This window comes from Desulfovibrio diazotrophicus, from assembly GCF_902498985.2.
Taxonomy (GTDB): domain Bacteria; phylum Desulfobacterota; class Desulfovibrionia; order Desulfovibrionales; family Desulfovibrionaceae; genus Desulfovibrio; species Desulfovibrio legallii.
The window spans coordinates 17,379-37,096 of the sequence record NZ_OX346397.1; the positions used below are offsets into that span (position 1 = coordinate 17,379).

General features: G+C 65.1%; 18 protein-coding genes. 9 read left to right on the forward strand and 9 right to left on the reverse strand.

Annotated elements, in window-relative coordinates:
- Nucleotides 1-94: 94 nt before the first annotated feature.
- The 4 genes from queF to ftsY all read left to right on the forward strand — a co-directional run bounded on the left by queF (nucleotide 95) and on the right by ftsY (nucleotide 5,191).
- On the forward strand, nucleotides 95-595 hold the full coding sequence (gene queF / locus J7I12_RS00085) for a preQ(1) synthase (RefSeq protein WP_302549145.1): 501 nt from the start codon (nucleotides 95-97) through the stop codon (nucleotides 593-595).
- Nucleotides 596-756: 161 nt separating this feature from the next.
- Nucleotides 757-2,523 carry a murein biosynthesis integral membrane protein MurJ gene (murJ, locus tag J7I12_RS00090; RefSeq protein WP_302549146.1) on the forward strand — a complete coding sequence of 589 codons (1,767 nt, stop codon included), beginning with the start codon at nucleotides 757-759 and terminating at the stop codon, nucleotides 2,521-2,523.
- Nucleotides 2,524-2,528: 5 nt separating this feature from the next.
- Nucleotides 2,529-3,638, forward strand: a complete 1,110-nt coding sequence (locus tag J7I12_RS00095; RefSeq protein WP_288907921.1) for a hypothetical protein — start codon at nucleotides 2,529-2,531, stop codon at nucleotides 3,636-3,638.
- 122 nt (nucleotides 3,639-3,760) lie between these two features.
- Complete coding sequence (ftsY, locus tag J7I12_RS00100; RefSeq protein WP_302548976.1) at nucleotides 3,761-5,191, forward strand: signal recognition particle-docking protein FtsY; 1,431 nt, start codon at nucleotides 3,761-3,763, stop codon at nucleotides 5,189-5,191.
- A 46-nt stretch (nucleotides 5,192-5,237) separates the two neighbouring features.
- On the opposite strand, the gene J7I12_RS00105 is transcribed toward ftsY, so the two are convergent.
- The gene (locus J7I12_RS00105; protein WP_118229489.1) at nucleotides 5,238-5,603 is read right to left on the reverse strand and encodes a molybdenum cofactor biosynthesis protein MoaE; all 366 of its coding nucleotides are present in this window, start codon (nucleotides 5,601-5,603) and stop codon (nucleotides 5,238-5,240) included.
- A 106-nt stretch (nucleotides 5,604-5,709) separates the two neighbouring features.
- Between J7I12_RS00105 and J7I12_RS00110 the strand changes: the two genes are divergently transcribed.
- A complete protein-coding gene (locus J7I12_RS00110; protein WP_118229490.1) occupies nucleotides 5,710-8,442 on the forward strand; it encodes a tetratricopeptide repeat protein in 2,733 nt (910 codons plus the stop codon).
- Nucleotides 8,443-8,563: 121 nt separating this feature from the next.
- Here J7I12_RS00110 and J7I12_RS00115 read toward each other — a convergent pair whose 3' ends face one another.
- The 8 genes from J7I12_RS00115 to guaB form a co-directional block, all read right to left on the reverse strand.
- Complete coding sequence (locus J7I12_RS00115; RefSeq protein ID WP_118229491.1) at nucleotides 8,564-8,911, reverse strand: DVU0772 family protein; 348 nt, start codon at nucleotides 8,909-8,911, stop codon at nucleotides 8,564-8,566.
- A 344-nt stretch (nucleotides 8,912-9,255) separates the two neighbouring features.
- On the reverse strand, nucleotides 9,256-9,993 hold the full coding sequence (hisA, locus tag J7I12_RS00120; RefSeq protein WP_118229492.1) for a 1-(5-phosphoribosyl)-5-[(5-phosphoribosylamino)methylideneamino]imidazole-4-carboxamide isomerase: 738 nt from the start codon (nucleotides 9,991-9,993) through the stop codon (nucleotides 9,256-9,258).
- The gene (locus J7I12_RS00125) at nucleotides 9,990-10,649 is read right to left on the reverse strand and encodes a hypothetical protein (RefSeq protein ID WP_303192693.1); all 660 of its coding nucleotides are present in this window, start codon (nucleotides 10,647-10,649) and stop codon (nucleotides 9,990-9,992) included. The genes hisA and J7I12_RS00125 overlap by 4 nt, the downstream gene beginning before the upstream one ends.
- Entirely contained in the window at nucleotides 10,649-11,245 is a 597-nt protein-coding gene (locus tag J7I12_RS00130) for an imidazoleglycerol-phosphate dehydratase (protein WP_118229494.1), read from the reverse strand. The genes J7I12_RS00125 and J7I12_RS00130 overlap by 1 nt, the downstream gene beginning before the upstream one ends.
- Nucleotides 11,242-12,075 (reverse strand): twin-arginine translocase subunit TatC, encoded by an 834-nt coding sequence (gene tatC / locus J7I12_RS00135; RefSeq protein WP_130958246.1) that lies wholly within the window; start codon nucleotides 12,073-12,075, stop codon nucleotides 11,242-11,244. Before tatC ends, J7I12_RS00130 begins: the two co-directional genes overlap by 4 nt.
- Before the next feature lie 647 nt (nucleotides 12,076-12,722).
- Nucleotides 12,723-13,307 (reverse strand): Sec-independent protein translocase protein TatB, encoded by a 585-nt coding sequence (gene tatB, locus J7I12_RS00140; RefSeq protein WP_118229495.1) that lies wholly within the window; start codon nucleotides 13,305-13,307, stop codon nucleotides 12,723-12,725.
- 4 nt (nucleotides 13,308-13,311) lie between these two features.
- Nucleotides 13,312-14,847, reverse strand: a complete 1,536-nt coding sequence (gene guaA / locus J7I12_RS00145; RefSeq protein ID WP_118229496.1) for a glutamine-hydrolyzing GMP synthase — start codon at nucleotides 14,845-14,847, stop codon at nucleotides 13,312-13,314.
- A 69-nt stretch (nucleotides 14,848-14,916) separates the two neighbouring features.
- Nucleotides 14,917-16,374, reverse strand: coding sequence for an IMP dehydrogenase (guaB, locus tag J7I12_RS00150; protein ID WP_118229497.1), 1,458 nt, complete (start codon nucleotides 16,372-16,374; stop codon nucleotides 14,917-14,919).
- Between the two features lie 276 nt (nucleotides 16,375-16,650).
- On the opposite strand from guaB, the gene ffh reads away from it, so the two are divergent.
- From ffh to rimM, 4 genes are all read left to right on the forward strand, one after another.
- Nucleotides 16,651-18,186, forward strand: a complete 1,536-nt coding sequence (gene ffh, locus J7I12_RS00155) for a signal recognition particle protein (protein ID WP_302149174.1) — start codon at nucleotides 16,651-16,653, stop codon at nucleotides 18,184-18,186.
- Nucleotides 18,187-18,310: 124 nt separating this feature from the next.
- Nucleotides 18,311-18,550, forward strand: coding sequence for a 30S ribosomal protein S16 (gene rpsP / locus J7I12_RS00160; RefSeq protein WP_118229499.1), 240 nt, complete (start codon nucleotides 18,311-18,313; stop codon nucleotides 18,548-18,550).
- A gap of 231 nt (nucleotides 18,551-18,781) precedes the next feature.
- Entirely contained in the window at nucleotides 18,782-19,012 is a 231-nt protein-coding gene (locus J7I12_RS00165; protein WP_092154800.1) for a KH domain-containing protein, read from the forward strand.
- A gap of 8 nt (nucleotides 19,013-19,020) precedes the next feature.
- Nucleotides 19,021-19,545: a ribosome maturation factor RimM gene (gene rimM / locus J7I12_RS00170; protein WP_242621269.1), complete on the forward strand. Its 525-nt coding sequence runs from the start codon at nucleotides 19,021-19,023 to the stop codon at nucleotides 19,543-19,545.
- Nucleotides 19,546-19,718 lie beyond the last annotated feature (173 nt).

Consider the following 19,718-nt stretch of genomic DNA (forward strand, 5'->3'; position numbering starts at 1 on the left):
CGGAGGCATTCCCTCATTGTAGCCGCAAGCGCGATAGGTTACAAGGGTGGGGAAGCGCCGTGCCCAACGGCGCGACCAGACAAGGAGTTCGCCCATGACCAGTCGCAGCCAGGACCAGACCGGGAACCTCAAGGTGCTCGGTTCCGGTCGCCTGCACGCCCCGGAAGGAGGCCCCAGCGTTGCTCTGCTGGAATCCTTTCCCAATTGTTTTCCCCAGCGTCCTTACGTCATCAGTTTTACGTTTCCGGAGTTCACCTCCCTTTGCCCTGTGACCGGCCAGCCCGACAGCGGGATCATCACGGTGGAATACATCCCGGACCAGCGCTGCGTGGAGTCCAAGAGCTTCAAGCTCTATATGTTCGCCTTCCGCAACCACCAGTCCTTTATGGAAACCATCACCAACACGGTGCTGGAGGATCTGCGCGCTCTCATGGCCCCCTGCTGGTGCCGGGTCAAGGGCTTGTTCGCCCCGCGCGGCGGTACCCGCATCCATGTTTTTGCCGAGGATTTTAAAGAACTGCCGGAAGAACGCGAGCGCTTGGTGCGCGCGGCCGTGGCCGCCTGGAAGTCTGAGCCCGACCCGCACCGGCCGTAAACCGCACCCTGCGTGCAGGGGGACCACAAAAACCGCACGTCCGACCTTGCCGTGACCTGCGGATTCTTCCCCCTCGCCAAGGGTGCGGCCTCTGTGTACGGCCGTGCGGTATGCCCTGTGCCCGCTCATGTGTCCCCGCAACCCTGTAAAGGACGACCACCGTGCGGCCAGTGACAGAAAAGCCCCACGCGCCGACGGCCCCTGAAGCTCCGGCGGCGCAGTTGGCCCGCACAGCGGCCCGGCTGGGCGGCTATGCCCTGGCTTCGCGTCTGCTGGGGCTGCTGCGGGATATGTGCATGGCCTGGCTGGTGGGCAGCGGCCCCACGGCGGACGCTCTGGCCGCCGCCCTGCGCCTGCCGCACGCCCTGCGCCGCCTGCTGGGGGAAGGCTCCCTGTCCATGAGCCTCACCGCGGCTCTGGTGCGCCATTGTCGTCCAGATACGGCGGCGGGTCGCAGTTACCTTGCGCAGGTGGGCCGCGCCCTGGCTGTGCGCCTGGGAGCAGCGCTGGCTCTGCTGCTTCTTCTGGCCGTGGCGGCCGCGCCCTGGCTGGCGACAGGACTGGCTCCGGGCTTTGCCGGGCCGGAGCGGGAACTGGCGGTCTTTTTGCTGCGCCTCTGTCTGCCCTATGGGCTGGCGGCCTGCATGGCGGCCCTGGGCACGGCCCTGCTGCACAGTCTGGGCCTGTTCCGGCTGCCGGGGCTTTCGCCTGTGCTGTTCAATGTCGTGGCCCTGGCCTTTGCCGGGGCGGCGGCTTTGGGGCTGTGCCCTCCGGCCCCGGCCCTGACCCTGGGCATGAGCTGCGCGGGCTTGGCCCAGTGGGCCCTGCTGTGGTGGGGCGCGCGCCGCGCCTTGCGCCGACCGGGGCCTACAGGGGCGTCTCTGGGGGGCGCCGCTGCCGCCTTGTCCGAGACTGTCGTTGCGGCAGCGGCAAGGTCTGCGCCCGCACCTGCCCCCGTATCTGCGGCAGGGGCCGCTGCCTGGCGCTGTCTGGCGGGCACGCCCGCGGGCCTGCTGGGGGCCTGCGCGCCGCAGTTCTGCCTGCTGGCGGCGGCGGCTTTGGCCTCCGGCCTGGGAGCGGGTCTGGTGGCCGGTCTCTATTATGCTGAACGTCTGCTGGAAGTGCCCCTGGGCCTGGTGGGCGCGTGCCTGGGCACGGCCAGTCTGCCCGCCCTGAGCCGCCTGGCCGCGCAGGGCCGCCAGGCGGATTTTGCCGCAGCCCTGCGCACGGCCCTGCGCCTGACCTTGCTGCTCAGTCTGCCCGCTGTTGCGGGCCTCTGGGCCGTGGGCGCGCCCCTGGTGCGGGCTTTGTTTTGTCATGGCGCGTTTGACGCCCAGGCTGCACAGACCGCCTGGTTGATGCTGGCCGGTTTTTTGCCCGCGCTGCCGGCTCTTGCCTGCAACCGTTCCCTGCTGGCGGCCTGCAACGCTCTGGGCCAGGAGCGGCGCACGGCGCTGAGCGCCCTGGCCGCCGTGGCGTCCACCCTTGCGGTGGGGGCCGCGCTGGTACATAGTCGTGGGGCCGGGCTGCTGCCCCTCGCATTTGTGCCGCCGCTGGCCGCCGGCGTGGGATTGTGGCTGCAGACGGGCTTTCTGCTGCGCGCCCTGGCCGTGGCCCTGGGCCGCGCCGGGGCGGCAAACGCGGGGGCCGTCGCCGTGTCCGCCTGTCTGCCCGGCTGGGCGGCGGTGCTGCGGCACGGGCTGGCCGCCCTGGTTACGGGGCTGGCGGCGCGGGGGCTGGTGCTGTTGACGGAGGGTTGGCCTCCGGGGTCTGGTCTGGCCGTGGCCGTGTCTGGCGGCGCGGTTGCCTGGGTCATGGGTCTGCTGCTGTTGCGGGATGGGGATATGCTGGCCCTGGCCGCGCATCTGCGCGGTCGGGGAGTGCTGGATTCCGTCAGAGAAACGCGGGGGACCGCCCCCCGTCGGTGAGTGTTATGCGCCACATTTTTTCCGTCAGACGACGTCGGCTGGCTTTGCTCCTCTGGGCGGCAAGTCTGCTGCTGTTTTTGCTGCTGGGCGTCTGGAACATCAATGCCGACAAGGAAGAGACCGCCAACCGCCTGAGCGGCGATGCGGGCCGCATGGCGGCTCAGCTGGCGGCCCTGCTTTCCCTGCCCGCCTGGGAACTGGACGAACTTACGGCCCGCACCATTGTCATGGCTGCCATGGAGGACGAATCCATCTACGCCATCAAGGTGCAGACCAAACGAGGCATGCTGGAGGGCCAGCGCCGCAACTACCAGTGGGAACCCGTGCCCTGGGACGATGAGATCACCGAAGACAGCGTGCAGGGCATGAACCCCCTTAAAATGGAAGGCCGGGTGGTGGGCTCCGTGGAGGTTTATCTTTCCCCCCGCGTGAGCGATGAAGATCTGGCCCGCAAGGCCCGGCGGGAGGTCTGGCGCTTTGCGCTTTCGGCCCTGTTGGCCACGGGCGTGCTGGGCCTGCTGCTCTGGCAGTGGGGCGACCTGGACCGTCTGCGCGGTCTGACCCGGCGGGGCGGCCGTGCGGACGGTCCCGCAGAGGGGCTGGAGGCCGTTGCCGGTGCGGCATTCGGGGCTGCAAAACCTTCTGCTGCAAAGCCGGGTTCGGCGGGCACGGGGGCGGACGCCGAAGGTGTGCCCTGGGGCGAAGCTCCGGCGGATGGCGTGTCGGGCCGGGTGAAAGACGATGCTTTGAGCGCCGGGGCCGTGGTCAGCCCGGCTCTGGGGCGGGCCTTTGCGCTGCGTCGGCCCGAAGCCTGGCGGGTGACGGCGGGGCTGTTTGGTCAGACCTTTGCCCATGCGCCCTTCCTGCTCGGCCGTCTGTATGAGGACGGGGACGCGGCGGCCCTCTGCCGCTTGGGGCAGGTACTGGAAAAGGCGGCCCCGGCCGTGGGCGCGGAGCGCCTGGCCGCGGCGGCCCGCGCCATGCAGGCCGCCCTCAACGATCCGGATTGCCCCACTACGGCTCTGGCCGTGGAAGACTGCCTGCACGCCCTGGAAGATGTGCTGCGGACCCTGGACGGCGCGCCGCAAGGCCCGTCTTCGGAACAGACCGTTTAGAGCGCCGCATTTTTGCAAGGCTTCGGCGGCCGCCTACGCGGACGCCCGCCGGGGCGCAGACACAGCAATGCAGACGTCGGGGCGGCACACCGCCCCTGTGCACATGTATAGGAGAGAGTGGTATGGGATTTTTCAGCGCCATCAAGAAGATATTCGGCGGTGAGCCCGGAGAAGCCGCGCCCGGAACAGTTGCGCCGGAAGGGAGCGGGCCCGTCGCATCGGCCCCGGCAGCGCCTGCGGTCGCCCCGCAGGGCGGCGCTTCCGAAACTGCGCCGGAATCCGCATCGGCTACAGAGGCGGTGGCGTCGTCCGCGTCGCCCGCCGTCGCCGCGCAGGAGACGGCCCTGACCCTGCGCCTACGCGAGGCCGAGCCGCGTCTTTCGGTCTGGCTGGGCATTGTGCTGGAAGGCGTGGAAGAAACTGGCGAGGCCCTCCGGCAACGGCTGCTTTTTCTGCTGCGCGCCCTGGACGCCCCGGAGGCCGAGGCCCAGGCCTTTGTGCGGGATTTTGAGGGCTGGCTTGCCCGCATGGACTACCGGCTGGTGGAGGAATTCCGCTCCGAGCTGCAGTACCGTCTGGCTCTGGCCCTGGACCTGGAGGACGAGGAGGACGAGCGCAACCGTCTGTTTGTGAAGATCAGCGAAGGCCTCAGCCGCACGCGGGAACAGCTGGCCCGCGGCCTGGACACGCTGTTTGCCGGGCACGGCGAGCTGGACGAAGCCTTCTGGGAAGAGCTGGAAGAGCTCTTCATCATGGCCGACCTGGGCTATGAACCGGCGCTGGAGCTGGTGGAGCGCCTCAAAGAGCGCGCCCGTAAGGAAAAGATCACCCAATCCGAGGGCGTGCGCGAGCTGCTCAAGGCCGAGCTGGAGGACATTTTTCGCGCGCCCCGGCGCATTGCGGCCGTCAATCCGCCCGAAGTGGTACTCATGATCGGCGTCAACGGCGTGGGCAAGACCACCACCATCGCCAAGCTGGCCCATCGGGAACGCATGCAGGGCAAAAAGGTCATGATCGCCGCGGCAGACACCTTCCGCGCGGCGGCCATAGAACAGCTGCAGGTCTGGGCCGAGCGCGTGGGCGCGCTGTTTTACGCGCGGCAGGCGGGTTCGGACCCGGCGGCCGTAGCCTATGAGGCTGTGGAACGCGCCGTGAAGGAAGGGGTGGACGTGCTGTTTGTGGATACGGCGGGCCGCTTGCAGACCAAGGTCAACCTCATGGAAGAGCTCGCCAAAATCCGCCAGGTGCTGGGCAAAAAGCACCCCGGCGCGCCGCACCGCAGCATTCTGGTCATCGACGCCACTACAGGGCAGAACGCCCTTTCGCAGGTCAAACTTTTCAAGGAAGCCGCCGGGGTGGATGAGCTTATCCTCACCAAGCTGGACGGCACGGCCAAGGGCGGCGTGGCCATTGCCGTGGCCATGCAGCACCATTTGCCCATTACCTATGTGGGCCTGGGCGAAAAGCTGGAAGACCTGCGCCCCTTCAACGGCGCGGACTACGCCCGCGCGCTGCTGGAAGCGCCGTCAAGTTCCGCGCCTGTCGGCCGATAAGACCAACAAGGGGCCAAAGTCTTGGGCAGGGCGGGCAAGCCGTCCGTCAGTCCTGGCCGTATTCCTGCTTGAGGACGGCTTCGGCCTTGATGCGGTCCAGCAGCTCGGCAAAGGTGGCTTTGACATGCTCGCGGATGTCGCCGGCCACCACCAGAAAAAGCAGGTCGTCCCCAGGGCGGAGCAACCCCTCGGCGCTTTCGGCCAGAATGGCAAATATGCCGGGGCGTTGTTCCATCTCCCTGCAGATGGCGGACATTTTGGCCCTGTCCGGGGTGACGCGCACCTGGCTTACGGGGCTATGGTCCTTGCGCGACCAGGCGCGCACTACGCCGTTGTGCACCAGGGTCATGCCCACGTGTTCGGCGAAGCCGGGGCGGGCTTTGAGTTCCTGCAGCGTTTTATTAATATCCATGGCTACCTCTTGCATTGGGGCTGGCGGCACGGGCCGACCGTGTCGGCAGCTTGGTTACGGTCGCTGATGGTAGTCCTTTTCAGTCGGTTTTCAAAGGATATTGTGCATGGCGCAGTTATCGCAATTATTGGCCCGCCTGCCGGAGTGCCGGGAAGTGCGCATGAGCGCCACGGGGCATGTGCTGTGGGTCTGCTGGCAGGGGACGCTGGCCCCGGCCGTGGGGCAGACCCTGCTCAACTACGGCGGCATGCAGGTGGGCGAGGCAGCGGAACAGTCCCTTTGGTTCTTTTTTACGGATGACGTGTTTCTGGCCCTGGCGCGTCTTCAGGTCTGGGGCAATTTTAATGAGCTTGCGGTGGGCGTGGAGCTTATGCCGGGCCGGCTGCAGATGGGGCGGCGGCGCGAAGCCACTGTCTTGCTGGACGCTGCCCTGCAGAATCAGGAAATGCTGGTCACAGACCAGCTGGATGTCTGGGTGCACCCCAAGAGCCGTGAGGGCAGGGGCACCATGCCCGGCATCAGTTTTGAGCGTCACGCCGCCCGCCAGGGCATGGCCGCTGCGGATTGGTCCGGCATGGTTGTGGATGTGCGCATGCCCTACGCCTCCACCCAGTCCTGGTTTGCCATTCTGCACCCTTTGGGCAGCCCGCTGGATAAGGCTTTTCAGGCCGGCTGGAGCGCCATGTTTAAAAGGGTGGAAGCCCTGCTGCAGCAGCTCAAAATCAAGTTTATCGTCCATGAAACCTTTGTCATGCTGGCACTGGAAAATCTGCTCATGCTGCGCACCTTTATGCGCGATTACCTGCACAGCTTCGACAAGGAACACGGCGAAGGGGCCCACTGGCCCTGCGTCTGCGTGCTGGCAGACCGCAATAACCTCAATTTTAACAGTGAATTGCCCAAGAAAATCGGCCTGCAGTGGGATAAACTCATGCCCGATTTTCCCTACCTGAGCTACCGCAATGCCTATTTGCTGGGCGAGGGCTTTACGGTGCAGGATCTGCGCTACACGGGCGAACAGATGTCCGTGGACAACTGGTGCAACGTGCTGCTGGATGAAAACAGCTTGAGCGGCCGTTCCATCCCCCTGCTCATGCCTGGCCAGCTCACGGCCGGCAACGGCGTGGGCTGCTTTTACTGCGGCGTGCACAGCCATACAGCCGAACAGTGCCCCACCAGAGCCTGCCCCCCCAGCCGGGCACAGGTTTGGGACGACCTGGCCGGGATGGATCTGGAGTCGATTAACGAAGGCTTTCGGCAGACAGAACTGGCCCTGGCGGAACAAGGCGTGGCGGCCTACCCCGCCCTGCTGGCCGGGGGCGGCCCGGCGGCCACAGTGCTGGCGGCCGTGCTGGACCTTAACGGCGCCTGCCAGTTGCGCAACGTGCCCCGGCGCTGGCTGTACCGCAGTCACGACCCAGATACGGAAGGAGAAAATCCGGCCAGGGACGACAGCCCGGCCTGGGTCCTTTTGGACGCTCTGGCCGGAGCCGGGCCCGATGAACTGGCTGACCTGGAAAAAAGGATCACGCAGACCATTGCCCGCCACCAGCGCGACCCGCGCCTGCGCATGGTGCTGGCGTTCACTCAGGTGGAACGGGGTGAGCTTGAGCGCGCTCTGGGCTCCTTCCGGGAGGCGGCCTCCCTGACCCCTTCACCGGCCCTGCAGGCCTGGAATGAGTTTTTACAGGCCCGGCTGGCTGAGGAACAGGGGCAGTTCGGCTCTGCTATTGAGCAGTACACCCAGGTCTGGCGGGTCATGCCCCAGTGGCGCGAGGTCAGGTATAGGGGGATGGTCTGCAAGGTCAAAATGGGCTTTGCCGAGCCGGTTCTGGACCAGATTGTCAAACTGGTGCGCGAAGACCCGACCTACTTTAACCGCGTGCTCATCGACCCGGCCCTGGAGCGGGGCCGCCTGCTCATTCTTTCTGCCCTCTACGAGCTGTGGGAAGAAGCCCGCAAAAAGGCCGAGGCCGAGCGCGTCTGCATCAACGAGCTGCGCGCGCGGCTGGAGGCCTGGTTCCCCGCCGACCACCCCGTACAGCTGCAGATGGGCGAACGCCTGGGCAACCTGGAGGCGCTTTCCAACGTCAGCAACTACATGGCTTTTCTCAAGGTGGTGGCGGACCGTCCCACCCTGGAAAGCGAACTGGACGCAGCTATTGCGCAACAGGTGGAAGACCTGCGCAACCGCTACAAATACTATCTGGACATCCTGCAGGAAATCCGCGACGAAGCCTCATGGTTTCCCTTCCCCACGGCTCTGCGCGACTTCAGCCGGGAATTCAACGAGGCCGCCGGTATTATCAACCGGGCCTTTGCCTGCAACTTTCGCGAGGCTGCGTCCTTCAAGCAGGTGCAGGCCGAAGCCCCCCGCCTGGCGGAACTCTTGCGTGAGCTGCGCAAGCGTCTGCAAAACCTGCGCATGGTGCGCGACGGTACCCTGTTCGGCCTGACCATGGCCCGCACCTTCATCTGGGTGGAGGCCGTGGGGCTGCTGCTTTGCTTTATCGGTGTGCCCGTGGTGGTTTTTTGGGGCGACGCCCTGCGTCTGGGCTGGCTTAAGCAGATCCTGGGCGCAGACCAGTGGTCCATCCAGAAGGTGCTCATCCTTATCGTCAGTGTCGTGGCCTTGGGGCTGGCCGCCCTGCGCACTACCCTGACCTTTGACCGCAAGCGGGAAAAGCTCCTGGAGCAGGCGCGGGAACAGCGTGAGCAGGCCCAGCGCGCCCGGCTGGAAAAGATCAAACGCCAGCGCCGCGCTGAAGCGGAAAAGGCCGAGCGTGAACGCTCGGCCCTGGCTGCGCGAGAGATGAAAAAGCAGCGAGATCGTGCGTAAAACCGCTTGGCGCAGGGCGCACTTGCGCGCGAGGCGGCAGACAGCCTGCTTTCCTTTGAGAAACCTTCCCGAAGGAAGAGCCGTATGGGGAGCAAAGGGCGGGCCTTTGCCCTTGAAAGGTTTATTCCTGGCCCAGCTCGTGTTTGAGCCATGCCTTGACGGTGGGCGTAGGCGCGCTTATACCGCGCCAGTTGCCGTGGGCCTGGTGAAAGTCCGCCAGCAGTTCTTCCGGCAAAGGGACAGTAATCAGATCTTCGGCCTGTTCAGAATTGCGGCGCACCAGACGTACTACGGGCGGGTTCTGCCAGCTGTCCACCACAAAATAATGGGAAACGTCGTCCTTGGAACGCACGGGCGGATATTCCGAATGCCAGTCGTTGTTGCCCCACTCCAGATACATGGTCACGGCGTGTTCCGGAGTCAGGTTCCAGTCGATGTCATAGAGGGCGAAATCCTTGAGCTGGGGCATAAGCGACCTCCTTGGTGCAAAGATCCCCTGGGCCGTTGCGCCACAGGCTTTGTGATTTATCAATAACAATTCTTGATAAATCTGGCAAGCCCCCAGCGTCCCTTTCGTGTGCGCCGGTGGTGCGCCGCTAGAGCAGAGTACCTTTGAGAACATATATTCTCAACGGCTACGGCACGTTTGTTCCGGATCTTACCCGTGCAACTACATAGTGGTGCTGTCTTTGCCCGTAACTTCCTTCCTCGTAACGGGCCAGGCGCTTGCGTTGCAACGGCTGAAACTGCGCTTGCACCTCCACGGCGGGCGTCTGCATCCGTAGCCGCCAGGCCTTGCAACGCTGTAAGGCCTTACTGCCCCTGCGCGGCAATCCAGGCATTGGCCTCTTCAAGGTGGAGCGTTCCTTCGTAGAGGGCTCTGCCGCTCACGGCCCCTACCAGGCTGGTGCTGCCCACCAGGGGGTAGAGGCGCTGCACGTCTGCCAGGGTGGCCACGCCTCCGGCGGCAATGACCGGCACGCGCGCAGCGCGGGCCAGGTGTTCCAGGGCGGGCAGGTTTACGCCGCTCTGCATGCCGTCGCGGTCGATATCCGTATAGATGATGAAGGCCGCGCCGTCGTCCTGCAGGCGGGGCAGCACGTCGTCCACGCTGAGGCCCGTGTCCGCCACCCAGCCCCGGCTTTTGAGCCGACCGCCTTCCGCGTCCAGTGAAACGCCCACCCGACCGGGAAAGGCGCGGCAGAGCGCGGCAAAAGTTTCCGGCTTTTCCAGGGCCAGGGTGCCGATGATGCAGCGGGTTACGCCCGCATCCAGGTAGGCGCGGGCCGTTTCCAGATCGCGGATGCCGCCGCCCAGCTGCACGGGAATGGTCAGGGCCGCGCAGATGCGGGCCACCACTGCGCGGCTTTTGGCCGCGCCGTCAAAAGCGCCGTCCAGGTCCACCACATGCAGCCAGCGCGCGCCGCGTTCCTGCCAGGAGCGGGCCGCTTCCGCGGGGTCTTCGGCAAAAACCGTGCTGTCGTCGGCGCGGCCGCGCCGCAGGCGCACGGCCTTGCCGTTCTGAATGTCCACAGCGGGGAAAATGATCATAAACCCATATCCTTCACAGCCTTGCGCATGCCTTCTGCGGCCAGTTGCTCGGCCGTGACCCATTGGCCCCGACGTTTAATAAACGTGCCCATATTCAGCAGGTTGTCCGCCAGGCCTACCTGCTGCTCGTCGTATACGGAGCGGGAGGCCACCTCGCCCTCGTCCACCCGCAGGAGGAAAAATTCCACCCGCACATGCGCGGCGTTGGTCACCCCGGCCTTGGAGCCCTCACGCTGGTGCCAGTCCAGCACTTGCGGCACCAGCAGATAGTGCGCGCCCTTTTTTTTGCCGTAGGCTATCCAGCGGGGCAGGCCCTGGGGCTGTTCAGAACTGTGAAACGCGGTGGCGTCTGCCGGCAGCTCCTGTTCGGTAATAAAAGTATACTGCCGTTTGCTCTCGGCCGTGAGGATGTGGCGCAACTGCAGGTTGAGGGCCTCCATGTCTTCGGGGGTGATGCGCCCCTGGTTTTCAGGGATGCGTCCCGCAATGAGCTGGCTGGCGTTGCGGGGCTGCGTAAAGGGCGCCACGCTGACGGCAAAGGCCGCCGGAAGAGAACGGGGTACCTCGGCCGTGCTGCGCGGACGGCGGCTGCAGGCGCAGAGCGCCAGGACCAGGCAAAGGGCCAGAATAGATAGGGAACGGGTGTGGGCGGGCATCAGTCAAGACCTCCCTTGGTGCTTCGGACAGTTGTGCCGTGTTGCCGTACGGCCTGGGCCAGGGCAAGGCCCAGACCCTTGGCGACGGACTCCAGCAAATGGTGGCCGTTCTGGCCGTAGCGAAATTCCACATGCAGGTTGCAGCGGGCGGCGCTGGCCAGGGCTTTGTAATATTCGCGCCAAAGGTCTTTTTCTTCCCCGGCCAGCACGGGGGGGAGCAGTTCGCCGCCGCGCCACTCCAGCCAGGGGCGGCCGGAAAGGTCTACGGTCACTTCGGCCAGGGCTTCGTCCATGGGCACGCGGCCGTAGCCCACGCGAGCAATGCCGACCCGGTCGCCCAGGGCCTCCAGCAGGGCTTTTCCCAGGGTCAGGCCCACATCTTCGGCCGTGTGGTGCGCGTCCACTTGCAGGTCGCCCTTGCAGTCCAGGCGCAGATCCATACCCGCCCAGAAGGCCGTGAGCGTGAGCATGTGGTCCAGCAGGCCGAAGCCCGTATTCACCTGGGTCTTGCCCGTGCCGTCCAGGTTGAGGCGCAGGTTGATGGCCGTTTCGGCGCTGGTTCGGGCCTGCTCGGCCACGCGCTGGGGCTGGTTCATGCGTCCTCCGTGGGGCCTGCGGCGGGCTTGTCCGCAGCTGCGGGGCCTTCCTCCGGCTTGGGCTGGTCGTCTTTGGGCGTGTCTTTTGCGGCGGCTGCGTCGGGTTTTTCAGCCTTGTCCTTTTTGTTGCGGTCGCGGCCGAACAAGGCCGCCACGCCAATGCTGATCTCATAAAGAATCAACATGGGGCAGGCCATAAGCAGCTGCGAAACCACGTCCGGCGGCGTCAGGATGGCCGCCACGATAAAGATGCCGAGAATGGCGTAGCGCCGCACCTTGCGCATCATGGCGGCGGTGATGAGCCCCATGCGCGCAAGGAACAGGGCAAACAGGGGCATCTCGAAAATGAGGCCGAAGGCCAGGATGAGCTTGAGCACAAAACTCAGGTAATCGCTGACCTTGGGCATGGCCACGATTTCTTCTGTGGCAAAGCTCACAAAGAAGCTGAAGGCATAGGGGAAGACCATGAAGTAGCAGAAGGCCCCGCCGCAGACAAAGAACAGGGCAGAGATCACGGCCACGGGGATGATGTAGCGTTTTTCCTCATCATACAGGCCGGGGGCGATAAAGGACCAGACCTGATAGAAGATGACCGGGCTGGAAACAAACACGCCCGCCACAAAGGCAATGTACATGCGGGTAAAAAAGCCTTCGGGCAGGGTGGTGTAGATGGCGTGCGAGCCCTTGGGCAGCACGGCCAGCAAAGGATCGACCAAGGCGTTGAAAATGGGGTCCACCACGGCCCAGCAGGCCAGAAAGCCCAGGCCCACGGCAATGCAGCAGCGCACCAGCCGCACGCGCAGTTCGCCCAGATGGTCCATGAGGCTCATGGGCGTGTCTTCGGGCGCGCTGTTTTTTTCGCCTTCCTGCGGTGCAGGCAGGCCGCTGTCGTCCGACAGCTGGGCCGGGGGCGGCGCGTCAATGGGCGGGGGCGGCGTGCCCGCCGCCTCAGTGGCCGGAGAGGTCGGCTCTGCGGCGGCCGCGTCCGGCTGCCATTGGGGCACGGCCAGAGCGGCGGCAAAAGCGTCGTCGGCCCCGGCCGGGTCAGAGCCAGCCGCGTCAGAAATAGGCGCGTCAGATAGGGGCGCGTTGGGCGTGGTCGCAATCGCTTGCCCGGAACCGGCGGCGTCCGTTTTGGGTGCGGCCTCCTGAGCCATGTTCGGCGGTTCGGGGGCGCCCTGCGGTGCGGCGTTCGTCGCCGCGTCTGCGGTGGGAGGCGTAGCGGCGGCGGCCGCGGCCACAAAGTCCGGGATGACAAAGCGCGGGGCGCTGGGGGCCTGGTCTGCCGTTTGCGCTGCTGGCTGTATGCCCGCTTCCGGCGTTGCTGCCGTCGGTTCGGGTGTGGTGGCGGGCGCAACGGCCTGAGGGGCCGTCGTCGCGCCCACTGCCGACGTTTCTTGCACAGCGCCGTCCTCGGCGGCAACGCTTACGGAAGCCGTTGCGTCCGCGACTGTGGGAGGAGAAGGCTGCCTTTCGCTCATACCTTGCCGCCGTCGCCGTTTTGCGGCTGGCCGCCCGGCGCGTTGACCGTGTCCATGGCCCCGGCGTTCCCAGTGTCGGCGCTTCCCTTGCGCGCTTCGGAAGCGTTGCCGCACGTAGCTGCCTGGGCTGCAGCGCTGGTCTTGGCCAGGGCGGCGGCCAGGGGGCTGCCCGGCGGGGGCGTGGGCGCGCCGGCAGTTTCGGGCGCGCCTGCCGCGGCCGGTGCGGGCGGGGCAGGGGTCACGTCAATGGTTGCGGTCTCCGCCGCAGTTGTTCCTTCTGCGGGGGCATCAGACGCTGCCGCCGCTGCAGCCGGTTTTGCCTTTGCCGCGCCTTCCGCCTGTTGGGGGGCGGGGGCGGCTTCGTCTGTGGCGGTGGGGGACTTGGCGGTTTTTACCCGTCGCTGCTCTTCCTCGGCCGCAGCCTCGGCGTTGAGCGTGCGTTGAAAGTCTGTGGAAACGCGGCGAAATTCGCCCATAGCCTTGCCCAGGGTGCGCGAGACATTGGCCAGGCTTTTGGGGCCGAGCACAATGAGGGCCACCACCAGGATGACCAGTAGTTCCGTGCTGCCGATGCCGAACATGGGTTTACTCCCATTCGATGGTGCTGGGCGGCTTGGAGGACACGTCGTAGACCACGCGGTTGACGCCCTTGACTTCATTGATGATGCGCCCGGAAATGCGCCCGATGAGTTCTGGGGGCAGGCGGGCCCAGTCTGCGGTCATGGCGTCCACGCTGTCCACCACGCGCAGGGCAATGACGTGCTCGTAGGTGCGGCCGTCGCCCATGACGCCCACGGTGCGCAGGGGCAGCAGCACGGCAAAGCCCTGCCAGACCTTGCGGTACCAGCCGGAGGCGCGCAGCTCCTCTTGCACGATTTTGTCCGCCTGACGGAGGGTGTGCAGCCGTTCCGGGCTCACTTCGCCCAGTACACGGATGGCCAGACCCGGACCGGGGAAGGGGTGCCGCCAGACCACGCTTTCGGGCAAGCCCAGCTCCACGGCCACCTTGCGCACTTCGTCCTTAAAGAGTTCGCGCAGGGGCTCGATGAGCTTGAGCTGCATGGTGTCGGGCAGGCCGCCCACATTGTGATGGCTTTTGATCACCGCGCTGGGGCCCTTGTGGGAGACGGACTCGATCACGTCGGGATAGAGCGTGCCTTGGGCCAGAAAATCCACTTGCGGCAGTTTGTTGGCCTCTTCATCAAAAATTTCAATAAAGGTATGACCGATGATTTTGCGCTTCTGCTCCGGGTCGTCCACGCCCTTGAGACGGGAGAGGAAGCGCTCCTGCGCCTGTACAAAAGTGAGGTTGAGGTCGAAATGCTCAGTGAGGCAGTCCACCACTTCCTGACCTTCGCCTTCGCGCAGCAGGCCGTTATCCACAAAGATGCAGTGCAGGCGTTTGCCGATGGCCCGGTGCAGCAGCACGGCCACCACCGTAGAATCGATGCCGCCCGAAAGGGCGCAGACCACATGGCGGTCGCCCACCTGGGCGGCCATGTCGGCCACGCAACGCGTCACAAAGGAGGACATGGTCCAGTCCGGCGTGATGCCCGCCACCTTGAACAGGAAGTTCTGGAGCATGCGTTCGCCGTCCACACTGTGGTGTACTTCAGGATGGAATTGCACGGCGTAGATGCGGCGCTGCGTATCGGCCATGGCGGCCACGTCCAGGGTGGGGGTGCGCCCGGTGACGGCAAAACCCGGCGGCGGGGTGAGCACGCGGTCGCCGTGGCTCATCCAGACCCTGGTGGGGGAGGCCACGCCTTCCCACAGGGGGCAGGGGGCCGTGAGGGTGAGCTCGGCTGGGCCGTATTCGCGGGTCAGGGATTGGGCCAGCTCGCCGCCCAGATGCCTGGCCAGCAACTGCATGCCGTAGCAGATGCCCAGCACGGGCACGCCCAGATCCAGAAAACCGGGGTCCAGGGCCGGGGCGTCTGCTTCGCCCACGCTGGCTGGCCCGCCCGAAAGAATCACGGCCTGGGGCCGCATGGCCGCCACCTGCGCGGCGCTGGTGACGCAGGAGTGGATTTCGGAATACACCCCCGCCTCGCGCACGCGCCGGGCAATGAGCTGGGTGACCTGAGAGCCGTAGTCGATGATGATGACCTTGCTGGGCATGGTTTGCGTCCCTGAAAAGCGGCAAAAGGTTGCGCGGCCCCCTCGCTGCAGCCAGGAGGGGGCGCGGGCCTAGTTTTCGATGCGGTAGTTGGGGGCCTCTTTGGTGATGACCACGTCGTGGACGTGGCTTTCACGCAGACCGGCCGGGGAGATTTCGCAGAAGGTGGTATTTTCGTGCAGTTCCTGCAGGTTGTGCGCGCCCACATAGCCCATGCCCGAACGCAGGCCGCCCATGAGCTGGTAGATGGCCTCCATGACCGGGCCACGGTAAGGAACGCGGCCCACAATGCCTTCGGGCACAAGTTTTTTGCTCTTTTCCTGGAAGTAGCGGTCGGAGCTGCCTTCCTTCATGGCGTCAATGGAGCCCATGCCGCGATAAATCTTGTAGGTGCGGCCCTGATAAAGGATGGTTTCACCGGGGCTTTCTTCCGTACCGGCAAAGAGCGAGCCGATCATCACCGAATGCGCCCCCACCACCAGAGCCTTGACAATGTCGCCGGAAAATTTGATGCCGCCGTCGGCAATGCAGCAGCGGCCCATTTCACGCGCGGCGCGGCTGGCGTCCATCACGGCCGTCACCTGCGGCACGCCCACGCCGGCCACAATGCGGGTGGTGCAGATGGAGCCGGGGCCGATGCCCACCTTCACGGTGTCCGCTCCGGCTTCCAGCACGGCCTTGGCGCCTTCATAGGTGGCCACGTTGCCGGCCACCAGCTGGCAGGTGGGGAAGGCGCTTTTGACCTGCCGGATGGCCTTGAGCACATTGACCGAATGCCCGTGGGCCGAATCCAGCACGAGCACGTCGGCCCCGCCCTCCAGCAGCTGTTCGGCGCGGGCCTCGCAGTCCCGCCCGATGCCGATGGCCGCGCCCACACGCAGACGTCCCTTGTCGTCCTTGCAGGCATTGGGGTATTTTTGCACCTTGTCAATGTCCTTCATGGTGATGAGGCCGCGCAGGCGGCCGCCTTCGTCCACTACCAGGAGTTTTTCGATGCGGTGCTCGTGCAGGTGGCGTTTGGATTCCTCCAGCGAGGTGCCCATGGGCACGGTGACCAGATTTTCGCTGGTCATGACCTCGGCCACGCGTACGGCCTGGGCGTCCTCCACAAAGCGTACGTCGCGGTTGGTAAGGATGCCCACCAGGCGGTCGCCCTCCACCACCGGCAGGCCGGAAACGCGAAAGTCCGACATGAGGTCCAGGGCTTCCTGCACCGTGTTGTTGGGTGAGATGGTCACAGGGTCGAGGATCATGCCGCTTTCGCTCTTCTTGACTTTTTCCACCTCCAGCCGCTGGCGGGACACGGGCATATTCTTATGGATGATGCCGATGCCGCCCATGCGCGCCATGGAAATGGCCATGGCCGCCTCGGTGACGGTATCCATGGCGGCGGAAAGCAGGGGAATGCGCAGGGGGATGGATGGCGTGAGCCATGTGGTGATGTCCACGGCGTCCGGGGTAATGTCCGAAAAGCCGGGGATGAGCAAAATATCGTCAAAGGTCAGGGCCTTGCCGCGATTGGTGAACATGACTGCCTCGTAATGGTCTGTAATAACTAATCAAAATATAGACAGATAGGGTATCCCCTTGCGGGGCGTATGTCAATGTGGCAAAGCCGCGCGCAAAGCCGCCCCACGCCGGGCAGCGGCGCCCTGCAAACCGGAGCAGCGCAAGGCGCGCCACTGCGGCGCGAGCCCGCGCGGCAGACTCCGGACGCGAACTGTGGCGGTCGTACTTGACGCGGGCGCGCAAACAGCCTATGAATCACCACTTCGCCCCTCTGGGGGCGCGGCGCAGAGGTAACTATGTTTGAGAGCCTTTCCGACAGACTTTCCGGGGTGTTCCGCGACTTTCGCGGGCAGGGGCGGCTGACCGAAGAAAACGTGCAGGCCGGCCTGCGCGAGGTGCGGCTGGCCCTCCTGGAGGCGGACGTCAACTTCAAGGTCGTCAAAGACTTTGTGGAAAACGTGCGCGAAAAATGCCTGGGCCAGGAAGTGCTCAAAGGCGTGAGCCCGGCGCAGCAGGTGGTCAAGATTGTCCACGATGCGCTGGTGGCTCTGCTGGGTGGCGAAACCGCCGGTCTGCAGCTGCAGGGGCGGGAGCCCGCCGTGATCATGCTGGTGGGCCTGCAGGGTTCGGGCAAGACCACTTCGGCGGGCAAGATCGCCAATCTGCTGCGCAAGCAGAAAATGCGCCCCTATCTGGTCCCGGCGGACGTTTACCGTCCGGCGGCCATTGACCAGCTTACCGTGCTGGCCAGGCAGCTGGATATGCCCTGCTACCCCTCCACCACGGATATGAACCCCGTGGACATCGCCAGGCAGGCCGTGGCGGCCGCGCGGGAGCAGCAGGCCACCGTAGTGCTGCTGGATACGGCGGGCCGCCTGCACGTGGACGAGCCCCTGATGCAGGAGCTGGCGGCCATCAAGGCGGCGGTGGAGCCGCAGGAAATTTTGTTTGTGGCCGATGCCATGACCGGTCAGGACGCCGTGACCGTGGCCCAGAGTTTTAATGATCGGCTGGGCGTCACCGGCGTGGTGCTGACCAAGATGGACGGCGACGCGCGCGGCGGCGCGGCCCTTTCCATCCGCGCGGTGACGGGCGCGCCGGTCAAGTTTGTGGGCATGGGCGAAAAGCTCTCGGAGATGGAAGTTTTCCACCCCGACCGCATCGCCGGGCGCATTCTGGGCATGGGCGACGTGCTCACCCTGGTGGAAAAAGCGCAGGGCGCCATCAACGCCGAGGAAGCTGGAGAGCTGGCCCGCAAAATGCAAAAGGCCAGCTTTGATCTGGAAGATTTCCGCACCCAGATGCGCCGCATCAAAAAACTGGGTTCGCTGGACAGCATCCTCAAGCTCATTCCCGGTTTAGGCGGCCTGCGCGAAAAGCTGGCCCAGGCGGGCGGGGCCGTGCCGGAAAAAGAGCTGGCCCGCACTGAGGCCATTATCAGCTCCATGACCATGGCCGAGCGCCGCAACCCCGATCTGCTCAACGGCAGCCGCAGGGCGCGCATCGCCAAGGGCGCGGGCGTCACGGTGGCCCAGGTCAACCAGCTGGTGCGCCAGTTTGAGCAGATGCGCAAGATGATGCAGGGTATGCTGGGCGGCGGCAAGGGCGGCAAAAAGGCCGCCATGCCACGTATGCCCCGCATGCGCGGCATGCCTCCGGGCCTGAATCTGCCCGCGGGCATGGGCGGCATGCCCTCCGGCATGGGGATGCCGGGCATGGGCGGCATGCCGGGTATGCCCGGTATGGAAGGCCTGTCCGCCGGGCGCTCCGGCTCTGGCAAGTCCGCAAAAAAGCGCAAGAAAAAAGAACGCCCCAAGCGCAAAAAGAAATAGACGCAGTTTTCCACGGCAAGGGCGCCGCCGCGAGCGGCAGACATCCTGTATGCGCCGGGCCATTTCGCCCTTGCCCTTTCCCGGACGCAACGCTAACATACTACCAGCAAGGGAGTTTGACGCAATGGCTGTAAAGTTGAAATTGACCCGCCTCGGCAGCAAGAAGCACCCCTTTTACCGGGTTGTGGCCGCCACGGACGAAACCCGCCGTGATGGCCGTCCTTTGGCTTTTCTTGGCTACTACAACCCCATGACCAACCCCGTGGACGTGAAGCTGGAAGCGGACCAGATCAAGGAATGGCTGGCCCGGGGCGCGGAACCCACGGACACCGTGCGCGCCCTCATCAAAAAATACATGGCCTGATTGCACCGGCCTTAAGCGCGGAGCGCCCTGAAACGCCGCGCGTTTCAAAGGTTTGTGCAGCTGAGAGCCTTGCTTTTCGGCTGCATTGACGCCGCTTCGCGTTACGCCGCATTCCTTGCGGCGCAGGTCTTGTGGCGCGGCAGCGCCCCGGCGACAGACGCCATTTTGTCCGGCCAGGCGCGCTGCGGCTGCCCGGCCCTTCAGGCCCAGGCCCCTTTGGGAGGAAACCCCATGAAAGAGCTCATCCAATACATCGCCCGGTCCCTGGTGGACCATCCCGAAGAGGTGCAGGTCAACGAAGTGGAAGGAGAGCAGACCACGGTGCTGGAACTGAAGGTGGCCAAGGAAGACCTGGGCAAGGTTATCGGCAAACAGGGACGCACGGCCCGCGCCATGCGCACTATCCTGAGCGCGGCCTCCACCAAGTGCAAGAAGCGGACGGTGCTGGAAATTCTGGAATAAGACCATCTATGGCCGCATCCTGGATTGAAATGGGCACGCTTGCGCGGCCCCACGGCATCAAAGGGGAGCTCTGCATCGACTGGCATGCGGACTCCCCCTTGCTTTTGCATACCCCCCTCTGGCTGCGGCAGGGCGCAGCTCCGCCCCGGCGCGTGCGCCCTCTGGCCGTGCGCAGCCACAAGGGACGGCCTTTGCTCGTTCTGGAAGGCGTGGACAACCGTACTGCGGCCGAGGCTCTGCGTGGTGCGGCACTTCTGGTGCGGCGCGAAGATTTGCCCCCCCCAGACCCGGACGAAGTCTATCTGCACGACCTGCTGGGCTGCGCCGTGTTTCTGCCTGACGGCGGCCGTCTGGGCCGCCTGGATCATGTGGAGTTTCCCGCCGGTCAGGAAGTCTGGTCCATCCGCACCGACGATGACCGCGAAGTGCTCTTTCCCGCCCGACCCGAATACATTCTGCAGCTGAGCCCCCACATCCCTGCCGTGACTATTGATCCGCCCGAAGGACTGCTGGAGATATATCTCGGCGAATAGAGCATTTAACACTTGAAATGCTCGATTACGGCAGGCAAAAGCCTGCCTTTTCGCATTTCGTGGCAAGGATTTTCAAGAAAATCCTTGCAGAGCAGTTAGCTCATTTCATTCGCTAACTACTCTAGGGCGTCAACCCGGCCATGTTCGGCGCAACCCTGTATGCCGCGCGCAAC

Coding starts and splice junctions, on each gene's coding strand:
- queF (WP_302549145.1), top strand. CDS start 95: ATGACCAGTCGCAGCCAGGACCAGACCGGGAACCTCAAGGTGCTCGGT.
- J7I12_RS00095 (WP_288907921.1), top strand. CDS start 2,529: ATGCGCCACATTTTTTCCGTCAGACGACGTCGGCTGGCTTTGCTCCTC.
- ftsY (WP_302548976.1), top strand. CDS start 3,761: ATGGGATTTTTCAGCGCCATCAAGAAGATATTCGGCGGTGAGCCCGGA.
- J7I12_RS00105 (WP_118229489.1), bottom strand. CDS start 5,603: ATGGATATTAATAAAACGCTGCAGGAACTCAAAGCCCGCCCCGGCTTC.
- J7I12_RS00110 (WP_118229490.1), top strand. CDS start 5,710: ATGGCGCAGTTATCGCAATTATTGGCCCGCCTGCCGGAGTGCCGGGAA.
- J7I12_RS00115 (WP_118229491.1), bottom strand. CDS start 8,911: ATGCCCCAGCTCAAGGATTTCGCCCTCTATGACATCGACTGGAACCTG.
- hisA (WP_118229492.1), bottom strand. CDS start 9,993: ATGATCATTTTCCCCGCTGTGGACATTCAGAACGGCAAGGCCGTGCGC.
- J7I12_RS00125 (WP_303192693.1), bottom strand. CDS start 10,649: ATGCCCGCCCACACCCGTTCCCTATCTATTCTGGCCCTTTGCCTGGTC.
- J7I12_RS00130 (WP_118229494.1), bottom strand. CDS start 11,245: ATGAACCAGCCCCAGCGCGTGGCCGAGCAGGCCCGAACCAGCGCCGAA.
- tatC (WP_130958246.1), bottom strand. CDS start 12,075: ATGAGCCTCATGGACCATCTGGGCGAACTGCGCGTGCGGCTGGTGCGC.
- tatB (WP_118229495.1), bottom strand. CDS start 13,307: ATGTTCGGCATCGGCAGCACGGAACTACTGGTCATCCTGGTGGTGGCC.
- guaA (WP_118229496.1), bottom strand. CDS start 14,847: ATGCCCAGCAAGGTCATCATCATCGACTACGGCTCTCAGGTCACCCAG.
- guaB (WP_118229497.1), bottom strand. CDS start 16,374: ATGTTCACCAATCGCGGCAAGGCCCTGACCTTTGACGATATTTTGCTC.
- ffh (WP_302149174.1), top strand. CDS start 16,651: ATGTTTGAGAGCCTTTCCGACAGACTTTCCGGGGTGTTCCGCGACTTT.
- rpsP (WP_118229499.1), top strand. CDS start 18,311: ATGGCTGTAAAGTTGAAATTGACCCGCCTCGGCAGCAAGAAGCACCCC.
- J7I12_RS00165 (WP_092154800.1), top strand. CDS start 18,782: ATGAAAGAGCTCATCCAATACATCGCCCGGTCCCTGGTGGACCATCCC.
- rimM (WP_242621269.1), top strand. CDS start 19,021: ATGGCCGCATCCTGGATTGAAATGGGCACGCTTGCGCGGCCCCACGGC.